The organism is Microbispora sp. CA-135349, assembly GCF_050947365.1.
In the GTDB taxonomy this organism is placed as follows: domain Bacteria; phylum Actinomycetota; class Actinomycetes; order Streptosporangiales; family Streptosporangiaceae; genus Microbispora.
Window position 1 is genome coordinate 12,393 of sequence record NZ_CP192001.1, and the last position, 17,357, is coordinate 29,749.

11 protein-coding genes and 2 pseudogenes are annotated in these 17,357 nt (G+C 66.6%); 4 read left to right on the forward strand and 9 right to left on the reverse strand.

What is annotated here, in order from left to right:
* The first annotated feature begins 159 nt into the window (after nt 1-159).
* From ACQPZZ_RS00050 to ACQPZZ_RS00060, 3 genes are all read left to right on the forward strand, one after another.
* Nucleotides 160-6,435: an AAA family ATPase gene (locus ACQPZZ_RS00050; RefSeq protein WP_432927729.1), complete on the forward strand. Its 6,276-nt coding sequence runs from the start codon at nt 160-162 to the stop codon at nt 6,433-6,435.
* Nucleotides 6,338-7,153 (forward strand): hypothetical protein, encoded by an 816-nt coding sequence (locus ACQPZZ_RS00055; protein WP_432927731.1) that lies wholly within the window; start codon nt 6,338-6,340, stop codon nt 7,151-7,153. The genes ACQPZZ_RS00050 and ACQPZZ_RS00055 overlap by 98 nt, the downstream gene beginning before the upstream one ends.
* A 584-nt stretch (nt 7,154-7,737) precedes the next feature.
* Nucleotides 7,738-8,595: a hypothetical protein gene (locus tag ACQPZZ_RS00060; RefSeq protein ID WP_432927733.1), complete on the forward strand. Its 858-nt coding sequence runs from the start codon at nt 7,738-7,740 to the stop codon at nt 8,593-8,595.
* Nucleotides 8,596-8,613: 18 nt separating this feature from the next.
* On the opposite strand, the gene ACQPZZ_RS00065 is transcribed toward ACQPZZ_RS00060, so the two are convergent.
* The 4 genes and pseudogenes from ACQPZZ_RS00065 to ACQPZZ_RS00080 all read right to left on the reverse strand — a co-directional run bounded on the left by ACQPZZ_RS00065 (nt 8,614) and on the right by ACQPZZ_RS00080 (nt 12,552).
* On the reverse strand, nt 8,614-11,217 hold the full coding sequence (locus ACQPZZ_RS00065) for a DEAD/DEAH box helicase (protein WP_432927735.1): 2,604 nt from the start codon (nt 11,215-11,217) through the stop codon (nt 8,614-8,616).
* 103 nt (nt 11,218-11,320) lie between these two features.
* A complete protein-coding gene (locus ACQPZZ_RS00070) occupies nt 11,321-11,560 on the reverse strand; it encodes a helix-turn-helix domain-containing protein (protein WP_432927737.1) in 240 nt (79 codons plus the stop codon).
* Nucleotides 11,557-12,183, reverse strand: a pseudogene (locus tag ACQPZZ_RS00075) (DNA-methyltransferase). Before ACQPZZ_RS00075 ends, ACQPZZ_RS00070 begins: the two are co-directional and overlap by 4 nt.
* A gap of 126 nt (nt 12,184-12,309) precedes the next feature.
* Nucleotides 12,310-12,552 carry a hypothetical protein gene (locus ACQPZZ_RS00080; RefSeq protein WP_432927739.1) on the reverse strand — a complete coding sequence of 81 codons (243 nt, stop codon included), beginning with the start codon at nt 12,550-12,552 and terminating at the stop codon, nt 12,310-12,312.
* 361 nt (nt 12,553-12,913) lie between these two features.
* Between ACQPZZ_RS00080 and ACQPZZ_RS00085 the strand changes: the two genes are divergently transcribed.
* Nucleotides 12,914-13,135, forward strand: coding sequence for a hypothetical protein (locus tag ACQPZZ_RS00085; RefSeq protein WP_432927741.1), 222 nt, complete (start codon nt 12,914-12,916; stop codon nt 13,133-13,135).
* A 250-nt stretch (nt 13,136-13,385) separates the two neighbouring features.
* On the opposite strand, the gene ACQPZZ_RS00090 is transcribed toward ACQPZZ_RS00085, so the two are convergent.
* The 5 genes and pseudogenes from ACQPZZ_RS00090 to ACQPZZ_RS00110 form a co-directional block, all read right to left on the reverse strand.
* Nucleotides 13,386-13,970 (reverse strand): hypothetical protein, encoded by a 585-nt coding sequence (locus tag ACQPZZ_RS00090; protein ID WP_432927743.1) that lies wholly within the window; start codon nt 13,968-13,970, stop codon nt 13,386-13,388.
* Nucleotides 13,971-13,986: 16 nt separating this feature from the next.
* Nucleotides 13,987-14,664 (reverse strand): C39 family peptidase, encoded by a 678-nt coding sequence (locus ACQPZZ_RS00095; protein WP_432927745.1) that lies wholly within the window; start codon nt 14,662-14,664, stop codon nt 13,987-13,989.
* 782 nt (nt 14,665-15,446) lie between these two features.
* Nucleotides 15,447-16,046 (reverse strand): transposase, encoded by a 600-nt coding sequence (locus ACQPZZ_RS00100; protein WP_432934691.1) that lies wholly within the window; start codon nt 16,044-16,046, stop codon nt 15,447-15,449.
* Nucleotides 16,047-16,298: 252 nt separating this feature from the next.
* Nucleotides 16,299-16,586: pseudogene (locus ACQPZZ_RS00105) on the reverse strand (ISL3 family transposase); the annotation flags it as partial.
* Complete coding sequence (locus tag ACQPZZ_RS00110) at nt 16,489-17,079, reverse strand: transposase family protein (RefSeq protein WP_432927747.1); 591 nt, start codon at nt 17,077-17,079, stop codon at nt 16,489-16,491. The pseudogene ACQPZZ_RS00105 and the gene ACQPZZ_RS00110, both read right to left, overlap by 98 nt.
* Nucleotides 17,080-17,357: the final 278 nt, after the last annotated feature.

Genomic DNA, 17,357 nt, shown 5'->3' on the forward strand with positions numbered 1-17,357 from the left:
TGTTCCCAGGATCTCTACGGGATCAACGCCGTGGACTTGTAGACGCCGGAGCCCACTTGGCGCGCGCGGCGACCCCGTAACTTCGGTGGCGGAACTAATGTAGGCCCGGTCGGGGCGAGGCGGCCGTCGGTCCGCTTGACGGTGGGAGGAGGACAAGCGTTGGGAGCGCCGGAGTCCAATGCCGGGGACGACTTTCATTTCTGGTGGGCCGCGACCCGCGCGCTCGCGCTGATCGAGCCTGGCACCGACAGCAGGGTCGTCGTGGTGGAAGGCCTGAGTCGCGTGGACGACCCGGACGACGAGTACGAGGCGGTGGACGTTGCCGAGTACATCGGCGGGAACGACCTGGGCACCGCCTCTGCCGTCGTCCTGTCCCAGCTTAAGCACAGCACCAGGCACCCGGACAAGGCGTGGACCGCCAGCCGCCTGTGCGAGAAGCGGATGAGGCGCGCGGCTGACGGCAGCGTGGTGTCGACTAGGTCCGTGATCGCCGACCTCGCGGGCATCTATGCGAAACTGCTCACGGGCCGTTCTCGCGACGAGCTGCTCTGTAAGGTGCGAATCAGTCTCGTCAGCAACCAGCCCGGTGATCCGCTGGTGCACGAGGCTATCTCGGCGGCCGCAGAATGGGCGCAGTCACGGCGTGCCGGACAAGGCAAGGCTGCACTGCTTAAAGCACTCGTAGAGCCGCAGCAAGCCGATGTGGTCCGCAGGCTCGCTGACGCTGTCGGCCCCCTGCTCGGCAGTGGTGAATTTTGTGATTTCCTGACCGTACTCGACATGTCGCAGGCGGGCTCGCTTGGCCGGGCAGCGCTAGCACGTAACGTCCGGGCCAGAACGGCGAAGCTCGCGCCTGGACGTGGCCCCGACTCGGCGCTACGGCTGTTCGACCTGGTCCGCAGGGAGGCTCTCCCCGAGTCTGGCCGAGCCGGGATCCGTGCCACAGATGTCCTCGCCGAGCTCGGTGTGGCCGATCCGCTCGACCTATACCCGGCGCCCGCTCGGCTGCCGCCGCTGGACGATCCGCTGCCCGCACCCGGCGCGCGCGCGATCGCGGACGCGCTGCTCGTGCACCCTGGCGCTATCGTCGTGGCGCACGGTCCGGCGGGCGCCGGAAAGACGACGGCGTTGCGGCAGCTCGGCGACCATCTGCCGCCCGGGTCGGTGGTCGCGCTGTTCGACTGCTACGGCGGCGGCGAGTACCTCAGCTACGGCGAGGAGCGTCACACACCGCAGCGGTTCGTGACGCAGATGGTTAACGACTTGGCGCAGCAGTGCGGGACCCCGCTGCTCGTTCACCCGCCGGCGGTCGACGAGGACCTATGGCGGCGGCTGCGCCGCACGCTGCAAGACGCCGTCGACGGGCTCGACCCGGGCGCCGTGCTCGTTCTAGCGGTCGACGCGGCCGATAACGCCGGTTTCGCGGCCCATGAGCGCGGCGACCGCGGGTTCCTGCCTGGTCTGGTCGGGCTGTCGCTGCCGCCGCGCGCCATGGTTGTACTTACCGCGCGGAGCCACCGGGTCGAGTCTCTCGGCGCGCCAGGCATGGCGCAGGTGGAGCTGGCGCCGTTCGACCTAGCGACGTCGGCCGCACACCTGCGTCGCTTCCAGCCAGGCGCGTCGGACGTGGATGCCGCCGAGTTCCACGCACGGACGGGCGGAAATCCACGGGCCCAGTACTACGCTCTAACCCAAGCTGCCGCAGACGGTTGGGAGATGTCGTCGCTGCTGAACGCATGCGCTCGCACGCCCGAGCCGCTGTTTGAGGGGCTAGTCGACTCGGCGCTGCAGGTCAGCGGCGCCGACGCCGGCGGGCGGCGGTGGCTCGGGCTAATGCTCGCGCTCGCCCGCCCAGTCAACATCAGTACTCTGGCTGCCGCGCTCGACGTCGGCTCAGCTGCTGTAGTGGCGTTCGCGCATGGGCTCGCGCCCGGTGTCACCCTGGCGAATGGGGCCATCCAGTTCCGCGACGAGGACTTCGAGACGTATGTGCGCGGCCGCGTCGACCCGGCGGATGTGGCCGCAGCGCACGGCCGGCTCGCGGATATGTTCTTCGCAACCCGGGCCGGGGACGCGGAGGCGGCGGCGCACGTCGCAGATCACCTGTTCGCTGCAGGCCGACTGGACGATGTGCTACTGCTTGTCCTGAACGAGGACTGGCCTGAGGGGATTCCGGACGGGTTCCGGCGCGCGCAGGCGCAGGGCCGGCGGCTAGACCTCGCCGCGCGTGCCGCCGCCGCGATCGGTAGCGCCGCGGCCGCCGTTCGCATCGCGGTCCGCGCGTGCGATACAGCGTCGCGGCTCGGCACACTGTCGTCTCTGGTTGAGTCTCGCCTCGAGCTAGTCGCAAGGTACACGGACGTTGACCAGCTCCGCGCGCACGCATTGCGTCAGTCCTCCCGCGGAGAGTGGCTTGCGCCTGTACACATGCGAGTCGCTGCGGCGCTGGCCCGAGACCCGGCCCGGCACGCTGAGGCCCGTACCGAGCTGGACCGCGCGGACGCATGGCTGCGCCGGTGGACGACTAGCCCGAAGGAGGAGACCCACAGCTGGAGGATCGACGCGAACGACGTGGCGTACGCTGCGGAGGCGCGGTACCGGCTCGACGGGGCAGACGCGGCCATCGCCGAGTTGCGGAGGTGGCGACCCGCGAAGTTCGCGCTCGACGCGGCGGCGGCGCTCGCCGCCCGGGTTGCCGCGGACGTCGGGCCGGGGCCGGTCAGGGAGGTGCTGCGCGCACACGGTGTTCCGGCGGTGGCGCAGGCGCCGTTCCTCGCATACGCCACGACACCCCAGACTGTTCCCGACCGCGGCTGGGTCGATGAGGTTGTGGCCGCAGTGCTCGCCGACGATCCGGGTAATGCGAAGCCCTGGCACGGTCGACTAATCGACGTCGCCGTGCGCCATGGTGACCGGCAGGCGGCTGCGGCGCTCGCACGACACTGGGCCGGCACGCTGCCGTTGCACCGCTGGGGGTTTAGCAGCGGCAATGCGGACGGTGTCGCCGCACTCCGTTCCTGTGCCGTCGCCGCCGTGCTCGACGGAACCGGCATCGACGTCGACGACATGGTCCCGCTGTCGTTACGCCCGGGGGAGAAGACAGGGGAGAGGCGCGGGGCGGCGGACGACTCCCGCGCTCACGAGCGGCGCGAGTGGATCGAGATGGTCCAGCCACTGCTAGCGGCAGCGCTGCTCGCCGCCCGCAGCGCAATCGGTGACGCGGACAAAGATGAGGTCACCGCGTTCGTTATCGCCGGACTCGCCGACCGAACTGAGAAGGCCGAGCACCGCTGGTTCACCTTCGACAACTCGTACCGGGCATGGGCGAAGATCACGGCCGACGCGGTCGTCGACGCCGCCGCTGCGCCCGACCTGATCGACCGCCTGGCCAACGCGGCGCCCAGACTGCTCCGGGACGACGCGCCCGCGCTGTGGCTGGACCTGGCGGCTGGCCTCGGTGTGCGCGGCGTCCACTCTGGCCCCGCCGCGGACCTATGCGCGCGAGCTGCGAGCCACGCCCGCTCGGGCGTTTACCCGGCGTCGGATCGGCTCGACTTGCTCGCCCGTGCCGCCGAGATCGCCGACAGCGTGGCCCCGGAGCTAGGCAGGCAACTGTTCGACCAGGCGGTCGACGTGGCGACCGGGATCAACGATGACGCTGCCCGGCTGCTGGCCGTATACGCCGACCTCGCTGGCCGTGCCGATATCGGTGACGTGGACCGGCCCGTGGTCGCCGCCCGACTCGTCCGTGCGGCTGAGGCGGTCGCGCCGTACGTCACCGAGGGCGGGGTCGTCCCGTACGCGGATGTCGTAGGGGCCGCAGGGCGGCTTGACGTGGGCATCGCGCTTGAGGCCGTCAGCCGGTGGGATGATGAGGATCGGATCCGCCTAGTGCAGACGCTGCCGGCGGCACTGGTCGGCGCCGTTGACGGCGGCGGCGTCGCGAGCGTGCAGGCGCTCGCGCTCGCGCATCTCGTCGAGGACGACGATGCGCGGCTGCAGTACATGCTCGCTGTCATCGACCGACTGCGGGTAGGCGCCGCGGGTACTGCTGCCGCCCGAGTCGCGTTGCAACGGGTCGCAGGCTGGGTACGCCGCGACGTGCCCGCCCGCGCCCAGCCAGCGCTCGCCACCCAGCTCCTTGACTGGGCTGCCGAGCGTGACCTCGACGGGCAAGTCCAAGCAGCGCTGGAGTCCGTCGCCCGGCTAGGCCGCGACAATGCGGATCCGAGCGAGCGGTGGCGCGGCGCGGCCCTGCGTGCGGACGCGCAAGCGCTGTTGGCCGATCCGGCGGGCCGCAGCTTGGCCACACTTGCCGATGATGTCGACGTACTCGCACAGGCGCTGGTGTACGGCGATCAGATGCGTGAGTTCGTTGCCGCTGTCGCCCGTTCCGCCCGCCCCGACCACCGGGTCAACGCGCTAGCCGCGGTCGCTGACCTGTGCGGCCGCGCCGGGGTCAACACGGTTCTCCCAGTGCTGGCCGACTGCCTCGCCCAGTGGCGCGACTGGCCCGGCGTCAGGAATTGGGCTGCGGCCGCGCTCCCGACGCTGCTCGCCGGACATCTGCCCGACCTCGCCTGGTGGCAGGACACCGACCTGCTGCTCGACCAGCTCCGCGCGTTCGCTAGTGATGACGACATCCGTTGCGCCGTTCTCGCCGCGTTTCCTGACGCTCGGCCCCGGCTAACGCCGTACGGCTGGCAGAACATCGCTGCGCTCCTCGGCCGACTGTGCGGCCCGGGTGACGCCGCTGACGCGCTCGTCGCGCTACTCGCCGAGCGGCTCCCTGACACCGGCGGAGGTGGAGTTACCGCGACGGCCGACCCAGTGGGGCCGGTGCCGCTTCTGCTTTGGAGTGCATTCGGTCACCCTCGCCGCGACATCCGTTGGCGTGCCGCTCATGCCGCCCGTGACTTGCTGCTGCAATCCGACTTCGCCGATGCCCGCAAGCTCGCTGGCTCGCTCGTCGCCTGCCTCGATCGCACCGATGCCGGGCCGTTCCGGAATCCGACTCTGCACTTTTATCGGATGTCCGCCGCTGCCGCGCTGCTCGTCGCGCTTCAGCGTGTCGCCGCGCAGAACCCTGCCTTGCTCGTTGATCATCTACCCGATTTGACCCGGCACGCGACCAGCCGCACCTTCCCACACGCCCAGATCCGCGAGCTTGCCCGCCAGACCGCCCTCGCGCTCGCCAACCCCGCCGACCGCGTCGCCGACGAGCTTCGCCAAGCGAACCAGCCTGTCGCTTGCTTGATCGAGCACAACAGGCGCTACATCGGCGACGACCGTCGGGTGTCCGAGACACTGCGCTACGACTTCGACTGGATGGACACTCTCCCCTACTGGTACGCGCCGCTCGCTCGCGCATTCAACCTGTCCGTCGACGCAATCGCCGAACGCGCGGAACGCTGGATCCTCGATGAGTGGGGGCTCGGCGAAGATGACTGGTGGCACGATGCCCGCGAACTGCGCGACCAGCGGTCATTCCAACGGATGTCGCACCGCCACGGGGCGATTCCGCCCGAGGAGAAGCTACGCCTGTACCTGGAGTACCACGCAATGATGGTCGTCGCGGGGGAACTCGTCGACGCGCGACTTCCTGTCAACGTCCCTCCGTACGACGACGCGGACGACCCGTGGCGTGACTGGTTGAGCTCCCACCTGCCCTGCTCCGCGCACACATGGCTCGCCGACCTCCGCCACCCGGTGCCGGTCGAGCCTGACCTGTTCGGGCACCTGCCTCAGCTTGACGAGTGGGATACCCCGACTGAAGACGACTACGATCGCGCGCTCGGGTTCGTCGATGGCCGCCTCCCTGAGTCGGTCCTTGTTGCCGGCTGCACAAGCCTGGACCGGCCCGGCGCCTACAGCACGACCCACGTTTGGTCTGCGCTCGTAGCCCCTGATCACGCTGTCGACCTGCAGCGTGCGTTCGCCGCCGCCGCCAATCCGACCGACTGGAAGCTTCCCGAGGAGGACGAGGACGCGTTCGAGGTCAATCACGGTTCGTTTGTTCTGCGCGGCTGGCTAGTTGATGCCAGCGACTACCGCGACGGGCTCGACGAGCACGACCCGTACGCGCACGGCCTCCGCCCCGCGCTCCCCCTCCCCAGCCTCCGGTTCTGCAAGGTGACCGGTGCCGTCATCGACCCGACCAGGCTCGCCCTCCTCGCTGGCGACGGCACTGTGCTCGCCCGTGCCGAGCAGTGGGCCGATAGCAATACCGAAGACACCGGCGCCATCACCTCCTCCGGCTACCGCGTGTACGTTGCGCGCGGACCGCTGCTGCGGTATCTCGCCGACACTGGCATGACCCTCATCATGGAGGTCCAGATTGGACGACAACGACGCTCCTCTGAACGGGGGGAGTACCGGCCACCCCGAAGCCGCATCTATCTCATCGACCCTGTCGGCCGAGTCACCGTCCGCTGACGACAACGTCGCCCGCCTCGGCGAGCAGATTCTCAATGACTTTGGCGACGTTCACACGAACAACACCCTCACTCGATGGCTCGCTCACCACACCGCGGCGCTCATCGCCGCCGCTGACCAGGCCACCGCGGCTGGCGAGCCCGACGCGGCCGCCCGTGCCGCCGATGCCCGCGCCGCCATTCTCCAACTCTGGGACCACCGCTCCGCCTGGCCTGTCGGCTGGCCCCCGCCCCGCGCGGTCAAGATCGTCCAGCTCTTCGATGACCTTCCAGATCTCAACGACCCGCGCTGGCACCGCACCCCAGCCCTCACCCGCCTCCACGATCTTCACCATCACATCCTCGCCGCACTCGTCGACCTCGCCACCTTGGGTGGCGAGAATCTCGAGCAGGGCTGGCTCGACGCGTTTGGGGACCGGCTTACCCCAGACGAGGTCTTGCTGCTTACCCGCGCCGCCGCTGCCGAGCAGCGCCTCAAGCGCCTCAACCACTGGATGGAGCGCATTCTCGAGCCTGACAACGATGCAAGAGACGCAGAAAGCCCGGCTGACGGTACGGACGACGCCGAGGCCGCCCTCGCACGGCCCCACCCACTCGCCGCGCTTGCCGACGTCTATCGACAGACTGTCCTCGATTTCCTCTACCGCGCTCGCGACCGCAGCAGCTCCTATGCGGACGACAGTGCCGACGGGGAAACTGACGGAACCCTCGCCAAATGACGCCGACAAGCCAGAGGCAACAGCCCAGGGCGGGGCTGGCCCGGCTGATGCGGGCATCGTCGTGGCTGACCACGAACCCCCCTCGTTGGCCACCTTAGCGGTGACGAGGCGGTTCGACCTGACCGATGCGCAGTGGGCGGTGCTGGAACCGCTGCTACCTTGAGAGACAGATCAAGCTGGGGAGCGCGGGCTCGTCCTTCGCACCATCGTCCACGTTCCCTCGCTCGCTGGCCCCGATTTCACACCGAGCGGGCCTACGACTGTTCGGCGTGTGTCACCATGCGGTCGTGACGAGAGGGCGCGCCGACTTTCCCTGGAAGGTGCGGAAGCTGATAGCTGAGCGAGCAGGTTACCGCTGCTCGAAGCCTGACTGCCGTCGACCGACCCTCGGGCCTGGTCTTGGGCCGGATGATGTCGCATGTATCGGCACTGCCTGCCATATTTATGCCGCGGCGCCTGGCGGTCCTAGAGGCAGTGGCGGTTTAACACCCGAGCAGCTTCAATCTACGTCAAACGGCATCTGGCTATGCGCAGACCATGGTCGTCTCATCGATACCAATCAAGGGCGGGACTACCCGCCGCAGTTGCTGCATGCCTGGCGCCACCTCCACGAGACATATCTGGTTCAGGAGATGCGCGGCCTCTCGGCGCCACATGGTCTTATCACCGAGATCACCGTGCGCGAGGGGCCCGGGGCGCTAGCAGCCCGTTCGGTCAACTTGTCGGTTCTCAATTTGGTGCTCGGCTACAACGGCACAGGCAAGAGCACCTTACTTGATCTTCTGGCTGGGGCCGCTCAACCGGGTCTCCTTGCTGAACGCCAGTGGTTCGGAAGGTTGGCGGCCGACATACATTGGTTCGATCCGATGCCACACACACTCCGGCTGCAAGCACAGGACGGCCGTATCAAGTTCCGCCTGGATCACAAGCCGATGCCGTTCCTGCCTGCCCCCTATCGGTCCATCGTCGTGAGAAACCCACGGCGACGCGTCAGGGACTTCCGTGACCTCGCAGAACTACTTGGCCTCGACGTTACGACCTTTCTGAACCTGCTCTTAGAGGTGCCGGACCGAGTCTTCGGCACAGTGTTGCGCGTTGAAGTCATCAACGACGCTCCCGTGGTCCAACTGGCCTACTGGCCTGAGGCCATATCGTTGGCAGACGACGCCTCCCCTATGGCACTTTGGACTGTCCTGTTTGAGTCCGCGATCGCGCTTGCACAGGTGAGCAGTGAAGCCGGGCCGACACTGCTACTGATCGACGATTTCGGTGACTTTCTTCATCAGAAGCTAGTCCACGAGATGTTCCAGCTGCTGACGGAGCGCACTCAGGGATTCCAGACGGTAGTAGTGACGCACTGCCTGCTGCCTGGCGAGATTCGGAAGCGGTGGTCCATCACCAGCTTTTTGGACGAGGATCACGCCAGGCTTGTTCTCAGCTGAGGCCTGTGGACTGGGACATCACGTGGAGGAGCCGACGGTGGAGATCGGATGTTCGGTTAGCCGATCTAGGACCTGAGAGGGAAGGACCCCATACTGGCTGAGGATTTTCGCCACCATTCGAAGAAGGTCAGACTTGTCCCTACCAGTTCGGTTGGCCAACATGGCCTGCCAGGCGTTAGCCACGTCGCGAGCCATCTGCAAGATCGTCTCGGGGTGGACAAGGTAGGAATGTTCTTCGGCGCCACTGGCACCGGTGGGGTCGACGGCCACGCGTGGCGAGATGATTGCGGTGATGCTACCGGGGGGGATTACTGCATGCTGACGGTCACTGCGCAGGATACGAAGCTGATCGTTAACCTGCCGAATGTCACTGTGCGGGACGAGGCCCTCAGGCCTGGTGTGCTCGCTCTTGGCTTCCAGAGAAAACCACATGTGATTGCCCCAGCACCAGTTGGAGTCGCAACGTCCGCTGCCTTGAGGCTTGGCGGCCTCCGCCCCTAGGAATACTCCAAGCTCGGTGAGGGCGGGCTCGTAGGCAGTATGGGATACCTCGGCAAGGCTGGTCACCATGTCGGCCAGGCGCACTTCCACCTTGGCCGGCGCGATCCGCGAAAGCAGGTTTGCCACTGAGCCGACTGCAAAATCGTCCTGCGGGAGCAGCGCGTTAGCCGGCATCTCCGGCAAGGGAGGCAGACTCCGCACCCACGCTCCAGGTGATGTTCGGTCGGCTTGACGGATTAACTGATGTGCGGTCGCCATCAAGCCGGTGTCCTCTCCGATGACAGCGGCACGGTAGGCCCACACTCCTGCTAGCAGGAGCCAGAAGCTGCGGTAGCCACGGGTGGCCTCGCCACCATAGGACAGCTTGTGCGTTACTTGTTGAGCCTGTGCGCTTGCATCGGCCCAGCGGCTGTGTCCGGCCAGTGCGCATGCCTCTATCTCGGCCGCCACGGCGGACGCTAGCGCGTGGCTGCCGTCGGGCGGAATACGACTGAGCTCCGACCGCAACTGGGCGAGGTACGGCTCCGCTTGCTCACGCCACTCCGACGTCCGTTCTTGATCGAGGAAGACCTGCACGTTCTCCTGCACGTTGGTCTCGGTGCTGTCCCTGCTGTTCTCGATGCCAAACCGGATCTCGGCCTGTAACTCAGCGGACAGAGCTCTCTGCACTTCCTGCCGCAGTAGGTACCGGGTGAGGTCCTCACCGCGGACCACGACCAGTGCCCAGTCCGTGGATCCCCGGGTGCAGCGGCCCATTCCTTGTACAACCCGTGTCCGAACTCGCTCAGAGAGTGCGGCGCCCGCCCGGACCTGGCTGGACAGGAAACGCTCCTGCAGATGGTCCCGGTCGGGCACGCTCTCCATCACCACCAACCGACACGCCTCATGCGGCAGGTCGAGTCCGTCGTAGCGGCTCGCCAAGGCGCACACCGCATGGTCTAGTTCAGAGAACGGCCCCATGCCATGCTTGACATCGTCCTTTGTGAGGACAGGCCAGCCCGGCTGCGAGATCAGCTTCGCGGTCAACGCAGCAGTAGCGGAATCCGGTGCCAGCACTAAAGCCTTCCCGGCCCTTGTCGCGATCTTTCGGGTGATCGTGTCGGCATCGATACCTGTCATTAAGTCGGGGAAGATCACGAACCGGCGGCCCGACCGTGGTTCGGGAGAGGTCGCGGGGAGTGTCAGGCGCTTGATCCGCGCTCGACCGAAAGAGCGCTCCAAGTCCCCGGCCTCGCCCAGCGTTGCTGATAGATATAAGCGCTGCTTGGCGTCAGCGAACAATCGGTTGTTCTCGGTGCAGGGGATAACCGGACGTATCTGTATCCCCCAGTAGGTGATGTAGACCAAGCACGACGCCAGGACGTCGCTGATCATCGCATACCGGAAGCACCATGGCCTAGGTAGGGCACTTAGGGTATCGGCCAGTCGCTCGGGCATCCCATCATGCTGCGCAGGCACCACCAGATGAACATTGTTGAAGCTGCCGATCTCTGCGCTCGGACTACGAAGCCGTTGCAACAACAGCCCGTCTAGGCCTGGTGACAAGATGTCCAGCAGCTTGTCGTAGACCTCTGGGTCGGCATAGTCGTCACCGGACCGGTTTATCCGCACGCAATACTGGTCTGCGACGTACTGCTCGCCGTTATGGGCGTCGTCAAACACCAGAAGGTCGGGGTGAGCGTCTAGTTTTGGGCTGCTGTTGAACACGGTGCTGTAGGTAGTCAGAACGACTGCTTCCCCCGACTCATATCGGGCGAGGTTAGTCAGCGACCAGTCGCGGTGCGAGCCAGTGAGTACGACCGCAGCGATCCCCTCCTCCGCCGCGGTAACGGCCACCTGCCGGGTCAGTTGCTCAGTCGGGCAGGCATACACCACTCGGGCGTTACGACATCGCCGCCACCACTCGGAGATCACCAGGGCAGGAATAGTCTTGCCCGTGCCGGTTGGCAGCTCCAGGGCTAAGTCTTTGGTGCCCAGGTGCTCTGCTGCATACGTCCGCAACAGGTCGCCTTGGTGTAGGAGCAGGCCTGGCTTCGCTGTCGGTGTCCGGGGAAGATCGTGGTAAAGAGCTTCCGGCGAGGCATACGACGCTGCCCTCGAGCTCACGCGCTTGAACGCCATCGCTAGCCCGCCCTTCCGCATAAGTTGCACCATAGATGCTAGTAGCGCGTTCCAAACGACGCATCCCGATTGCCAGCTGCCTGCTCCTGTATTAGAAAATTCATCAGTTTATGACGTCTCTGCCGGAGTTGCGGGTGTTCGCCCAATCCACTCCGATGAGGTGGAGGAGATCAGAGGTGGAAACGCGATAGAGATCACCAACGCGGATGGTGGTGACTGGGAACTCGTCCTTCTTGGCCAGTTCGTAGGCCTTGGTGCGGCCGATACCGAGGATCCTCGCGGCGGTCATGAGGTCCAGCGTCGGCGGGAGGTCCTGCAGGTCGCGCAGGGTGATGTCCTTCATTCGATGCCTCCAGCCTTTGCCGATGCCTCACGGATCCGCGCTACTGCGAGCTTGCAGTAGTCCGCGTTGAGTTCGATGCCGATGAACTGCCGGCCGAGTTGCCGGGCGGCAAGAGCCGTTGTTGCCGCTCCGGAAAACGGGTCCAGGACGGTGCCGCCGAGGAGGCAGCCGGCGGCAATGGCGCGGAGCGGGATGTCGATCGGGAACGGGGCGAAGTGGGCGCCCCGGTAGGGCCTGGTCGAGATGCTCTAGATGTCCCCGGGGTTGCGGCCGTTCGGGTTGGCCGCATCGTGGGCGCGGTCGGTGGGGCCAGCAACGGTGCCGTGCTGCGTGCCGGCTGACTCCGGCAGGCCGGTCGAGGGCCAGGGCGTGTGGATGGCGTTGCGCTTCATCCCGCCGCGTTGAGAGCGGCGAGACAGCGAGCGCTCGCCGGTGTATTGCTCGCGGATGGTGTCGAGGTCGAACCAGTAGAAGCGCTGCTTGACGAGCAGGAAGATCAGCTCGTAGCGGGTGGAGAGCCGGTCCAGGACCGACTGCGGCATGGCGTTGGGCTTGGACCGGACGATTGCGTTGCGCAGGATCCAGCCGTCTTGCTGGAGGGCGAAGGCGACCCGCCACGGCATGCCGAGCAGATTCTTGGGCGGCACGATGCGACGGGAACGAGGGCGCACCACCGGCGGCCGCTGGTTGTAGTCGACGCCACGGACGTAGCCGTCGGAGTTGGCGGCGTAGACGTCGTCGAGGTTGAGTCAGCAGGTGCCGTCCTTGGCCAGCACCCGCCGGGCCTCCGCGAACGTGGCGCGGAGGTTCTTCACATAGTCGTTCGGCGTGGGCTCCTGGCCATACTCCTCCGGGCAGTGGTCGCGCAGCCCGTAGCAGGGCGGGCTGGTCACCAGGCAGTCCACGGAACGGTCGGGCATCATGGAGAGCACTTCGCGTGCGTCGCCGAGGTGCAGGGTGGCGTGGTCGTCTCGCCAGTACGGGACCCTCATCGCGCCTCCTCCTGTACGGAGAGAGCCCTCATGAGAGGGGGCCCGCCCGGCCGAGGCCGGCTGGCGGTGGACCTGAAGCCAGGTCGTGCTCGTTACTTCCATTTCTGTTCCGGGGCGGAACTCAGATACGCGCTTCGAGTGCAGCAGCGGCCTCCGGCACCGCTCTGGCGTGAGCTGTCATCCCTGGTGAGGGCACCTGCGTACCTCTGGCGTCGCTCTGGCGCACGCCTCTCGAAATGCCGCGCCACCAAACGCCAGAGGCGTGCCAGAAGCAGTCAGGGATTGGCGCCGGAGCCGTGCCAGAGGCGACTCCTACAACCGGGTTCGACGAAGCGAAATCCCTCTCGCCGTGGAGAACCCGATGAGCACGAACCCATCCGACACGGCCGGCCCGGACCGGTCACCTCTGGACATCGCCGAGCGCGCCTTCCAGATGCTCGCCTGCGCGCCCAGCAGGCTCGCCGTCGACGGCAGGGAGGTCGGATACGGCCTCCCCCGCCGGCCAATGTCACTGATCGAGCTGCGGGATGTGCTGATCCACCCCTCCCGCGCGAACCGCGCCGGCGCCGCATCCGGGCGGTGATTTCCGAGAAGGCCGACCAAGCGGCCAACCGCAAGAAAGCCGGGTCACGCGGTGGCCGCCCGGTCAGCCATGACCGGGACCTGTACAAGGAACGCAACAAGCCGAGCACTGCATCATCTGGATCAAGGAGTGGTGTGGTCTGGTCTTCCGCTTCGACAAGACGCCCGAGAGCTATCTCACCGGCCTCTACTTACGAGGTGTCATCTTGGGGATCAGCCTGCCTCCTGAAGATCTGAACCCCGTACAGGCCCTAGGTCGGCTCCCGGTCGCGGGGCTGGTGGGCTCTGAACTCCTGGGCATGGACGGCGAGTTCCCGGAAGAACACCGGTGGTGGTGTGACCTGGCCTTCGTGCCCGATCGGGGAGGGTGCCAGCGGTATGAGCAGGTCGGTGTTGGGTGAGTGCAACCACAGGGCGGTCTGGTAGAGCTCGGGGATTTGCAGGAGCCGGAGATCGAACCCGGCCATTGCGAGCTGCGGCAGGGCTCGTGCGGCTCTGACCGCGGTCGCAGTGGCTCCGACGGATGAGCTTCTGTAGAACGTTGGCGGGAAGGTTCGGTCCGGCGTTTCGGCGACTTCGGCGCCGGCGAGCACATTGCCGCCGGACTCCAGCAGGAATCGCCAGCCCACCGGCTGCGCCACTTCCAGGCCGCCGCCGGCCTCGATGTCTTTGACGAGCAAGGCGAACACCCGGTGGGGGGTGGACACCTCCACGTCATCCGGGGAGACCTCGCCCAGCAGTTTCGGGCCCTCTCCGCCGGCTCTGGCGATTAGGCCGAGCTGGGAGCGTGTTTCCTCCCGAATCCGTCCCGGCGGTTCAGGCATGTTCAACGGCATCGCATGCTCCCTGAGGCTAGTTTCGCCGAGTCTTGAAGGTCCTGTTCCAGGTGCCGTTCGGGCCGCCCGGGTAGCCGCCGAAGAGCGTCTCCCACGCGACCCACATGATGGGATCGTTCTCCTGGCCCGCGTATGTCCCGTGAGTGCCCTGCCACGGGTCATGCACCCAGACGTGCACCAGTTCACCGGTCTCCGGGCGGTAGCTGTACCCCCAGATGTTGACGATGTGGCCGGAGAGGTTGCCACCCCAGCCGATGTTCATCATGATCGGGCGTCCGGCGTCTATCTCCGCCTTGACCTCGTTCTTCGTCAACGCCGGGAACCTTCTGACCTGCACCCACCCGGGTGCCTCCACCCAGTCGACGTGATTCCTGGCATCTTCGGGGGCCGGGACGTAGACCCCGGCTTGCTGCAGCGGCCCGGCATCCGGCCACCAGCCCTGGTCGCAGTCCCCGCGTAACGCGCCATCCGGGCAGCACTGGAACGGTTGCTGGGCGGCGAGCCGGGAGTCTTTCCTGTTGAGGACCGCGGTGGCGAACCCGCACTGGGTCCATGCTCGCGCGTTGGCGTAGAAGTTCGCGATGCTGACAGTTGTCGCGTTCCAACACCAGTATGTCTTTTCCTGGTATTGACGCCAGCTCCAGTATGTTGAGCCGAGACTCTTAATCATCACGCTTTCGTCTGGTTGTGACACGCGGCGTCATCCCTTCGCTATGCCGGTTACGTCGTCGCCGTATTCCCGTGGAAACCCCATCGATGCGCCTCCTGGCCGGGGCCCGGGAGGGCCCACGCCAGTGATGTTAAGAGAGCCACAACTGCGCTTACAATAAGCACAACCTGTCAGGTTGCACCGAAACAAACAGAGTGGGGCTCACATCTTAATTGGGGCCCGCTCATTACGTCTCTGCTTTCCGCTCCGGCCGCGACCAGCCGCGCCCCGCACGGACTTGCCTCCTCAGCGCGAACCGCGAGGTCCGGGTCGAAAGCGCCCACGCCTCGGCCTTCCGGGGATCGCATCGCTCTGCCACTTCCCGTCCCTCTGTCTCGAAAGAGGACTGACGTAAACATCTCCGTTCCGTGGCCTAATCCGGCCACCGGCGCAGCATCTGTGACAGCTTTGGCCAGGCGATAGTACCGAGATTAGGGCCTGACAGATTTGCGCATCTTCAAGCGGGCCGGAGGCTATGGATCCACACAATGGCACGACGTAAGTGAAGGCCGGCGAGATAGCTCTTGGAAATTCTGTCGAAGCGAAAGGCCAGGCAACGCCACTTCTTCATCCGATTGATGCAGCGCTCAGCCGTGTCGCGTTCCTTGTACAGGTCCCGATTGTGGCCGACCGGGCGGACCACGGCCCGTACTCCGCGGGCAGGTCCCGCCATGGACTGCCCGCACGGGAGCGCCACTCACTCCGTTGACTGTGTCGACGACGCGTGAAAACTGGATCAGGCACACTTTCCGTGAAGTGGACCCTGGTCAGTCGGCCAGCAGGAGGCGTTTACGCAGGAGGTCGGGGTTGGCGCGGCCGTACATCTGCCGCTTGAGCATCTTGGTCCGGTTGACGTGCCCTTCGACGGGTCCGGAGCTGTAGGGCAGGGTGAGGCCGGCGGTGACGGCGTCTTGGTCGCGGCGTACCCCGGTGACGAAGGAGCGCAGATCAGGCAGGTCGTCGCGGAGTACCGCGTTGATCCATGCCTCCAGGTCCCGGCCGCGGCGGTTCATCATCATGTCGGCGAACTCACGCACGTGAATCCGGAGGGCTGCCAGCTGGGGAGATAAGGCGGTGAGTGTGTCGAGGTGGTGTTGCTCGCCGGGTTCGAGGCGGGCGGGGTTGCGCAGGAACCAGCCGGTGGCCTGCCGGACCGTGGGCGGGCGGAGCGAAGCCGGGGTGGGTGGTAGGCCGGCTCGCCAGGGGCGGACGTATTTGCGGACGGCGGTGCTGCTGCCGCGGTAACCGAGATTGCGCAGTTCACGGCACAGCAGTTCGGCGTTGGTGCATCCTTGTGCCCACCGCGTGCGCAGGTAGCCGTCATAGGCGTCCAACGCCTTGGGGCGTTGGCCGGTACCGGTATGCACCAGCAGGTCTTTAGGGTTGCCGGCGCGGGCGAAGCGCCGGACGGTGTTGCGACCGAGGTTCAACCGCCGGGCGATCTCCCGGACGCCGTGGCCTTGCTTCAGCAGAGCGTGAACGACGGCATGCCGTTCCCGGGTGCGAACAGCGATCCGGTCGTCGCGGTCGGCGGGTATCCGAGGCGGGGTGGACGCCTGCGCAGGCGGAGCAGGTGTGGGCTGAGCGTTGAGCGCGGGGACCAGGGACGGCAGGTGATGGCGGTGCCGGGTGAGGGTGCGTTCGGCGGCCTCGCCGAGGTTCCTCCACAGGTGCCAGCGGTCTGCAACCTGGATCGCCTGCGGTGCGCCGCGGGCCACGCCCTCGGCATAGGCGCTGGCCCGGTCCCGGCACACGATCTCGACGCCGGGGTGATACTGCAGCCAGGCCGCGAGGGTCTCGGCCGTCCGGTCAGGTAGCACGTCGACCACCCTGCTGGTGGAGATGTCGATCAGGATGGTGCCGTAGGAGTGGCCCCGCCGGTAGGCGAAGTCGTCCACGCCGAGCACTCGCGGGCCCGGCTGACAGGGGCGGCTCGGGCAGGCCGCGGATCAATCGGATTAGGGTCGTCCGGCTGACTGAGGTGGCCAGGCGCTGGGTGAGGCGGGCCCCGGCGCGACCGCCCAGCGCCAGCGCAATCGCCGCCAACACCTTGCCCGCTGGGATGCTGCGGCGGCCGTATCGCACCGTCAGGCCGGGAATCTGCTCGGCGAACGTCGCTCTCGCGCAGGCGGTATTACGGCAGAAGAATCGGTGTACCCGCAGGTGGATGAGCAGTTCCTGGCCGCCGACTGCGGTGTCGGACAACCGCCGTTCGTAGTGACTGTGCCTGCGCCGCGACCGAACCCCGCAGTCCGGGCACGCCGCCTCCACGGTGCCGGTCCTGGCCCGGATCCGCACCGTCCTTCCCGCACGCAACACCTGGTCAATGCACACGCGGGCCAGGTGAGGGAACAACGCCCCGACCATCTCACTGATCAACACGCCGCAGATCGTCGCCATCGACGGGCGACCTACTGGCTAGAACGCCTGAACCGTGATCAGCTCAGCCGGGGTCCGATCACGGAAAGTGCGCCTGATCCAGAATTCGAGCGTCGTTGACAGACTGCCGCCGCAGGTCCGGGATCGGTCCCCGCTCGCCCAACGGCAGGTGGGGCTCAATCAAGGACCGAGATCGTCGCTGACCTCGCCACCTGCTATCCGAGAGGCATGGAATCGCCGTTAGAAGGAAGCGGGAAGCATCCGGGTAGCGGTCTCCGTCGGAGAAGACCTCAATCTCC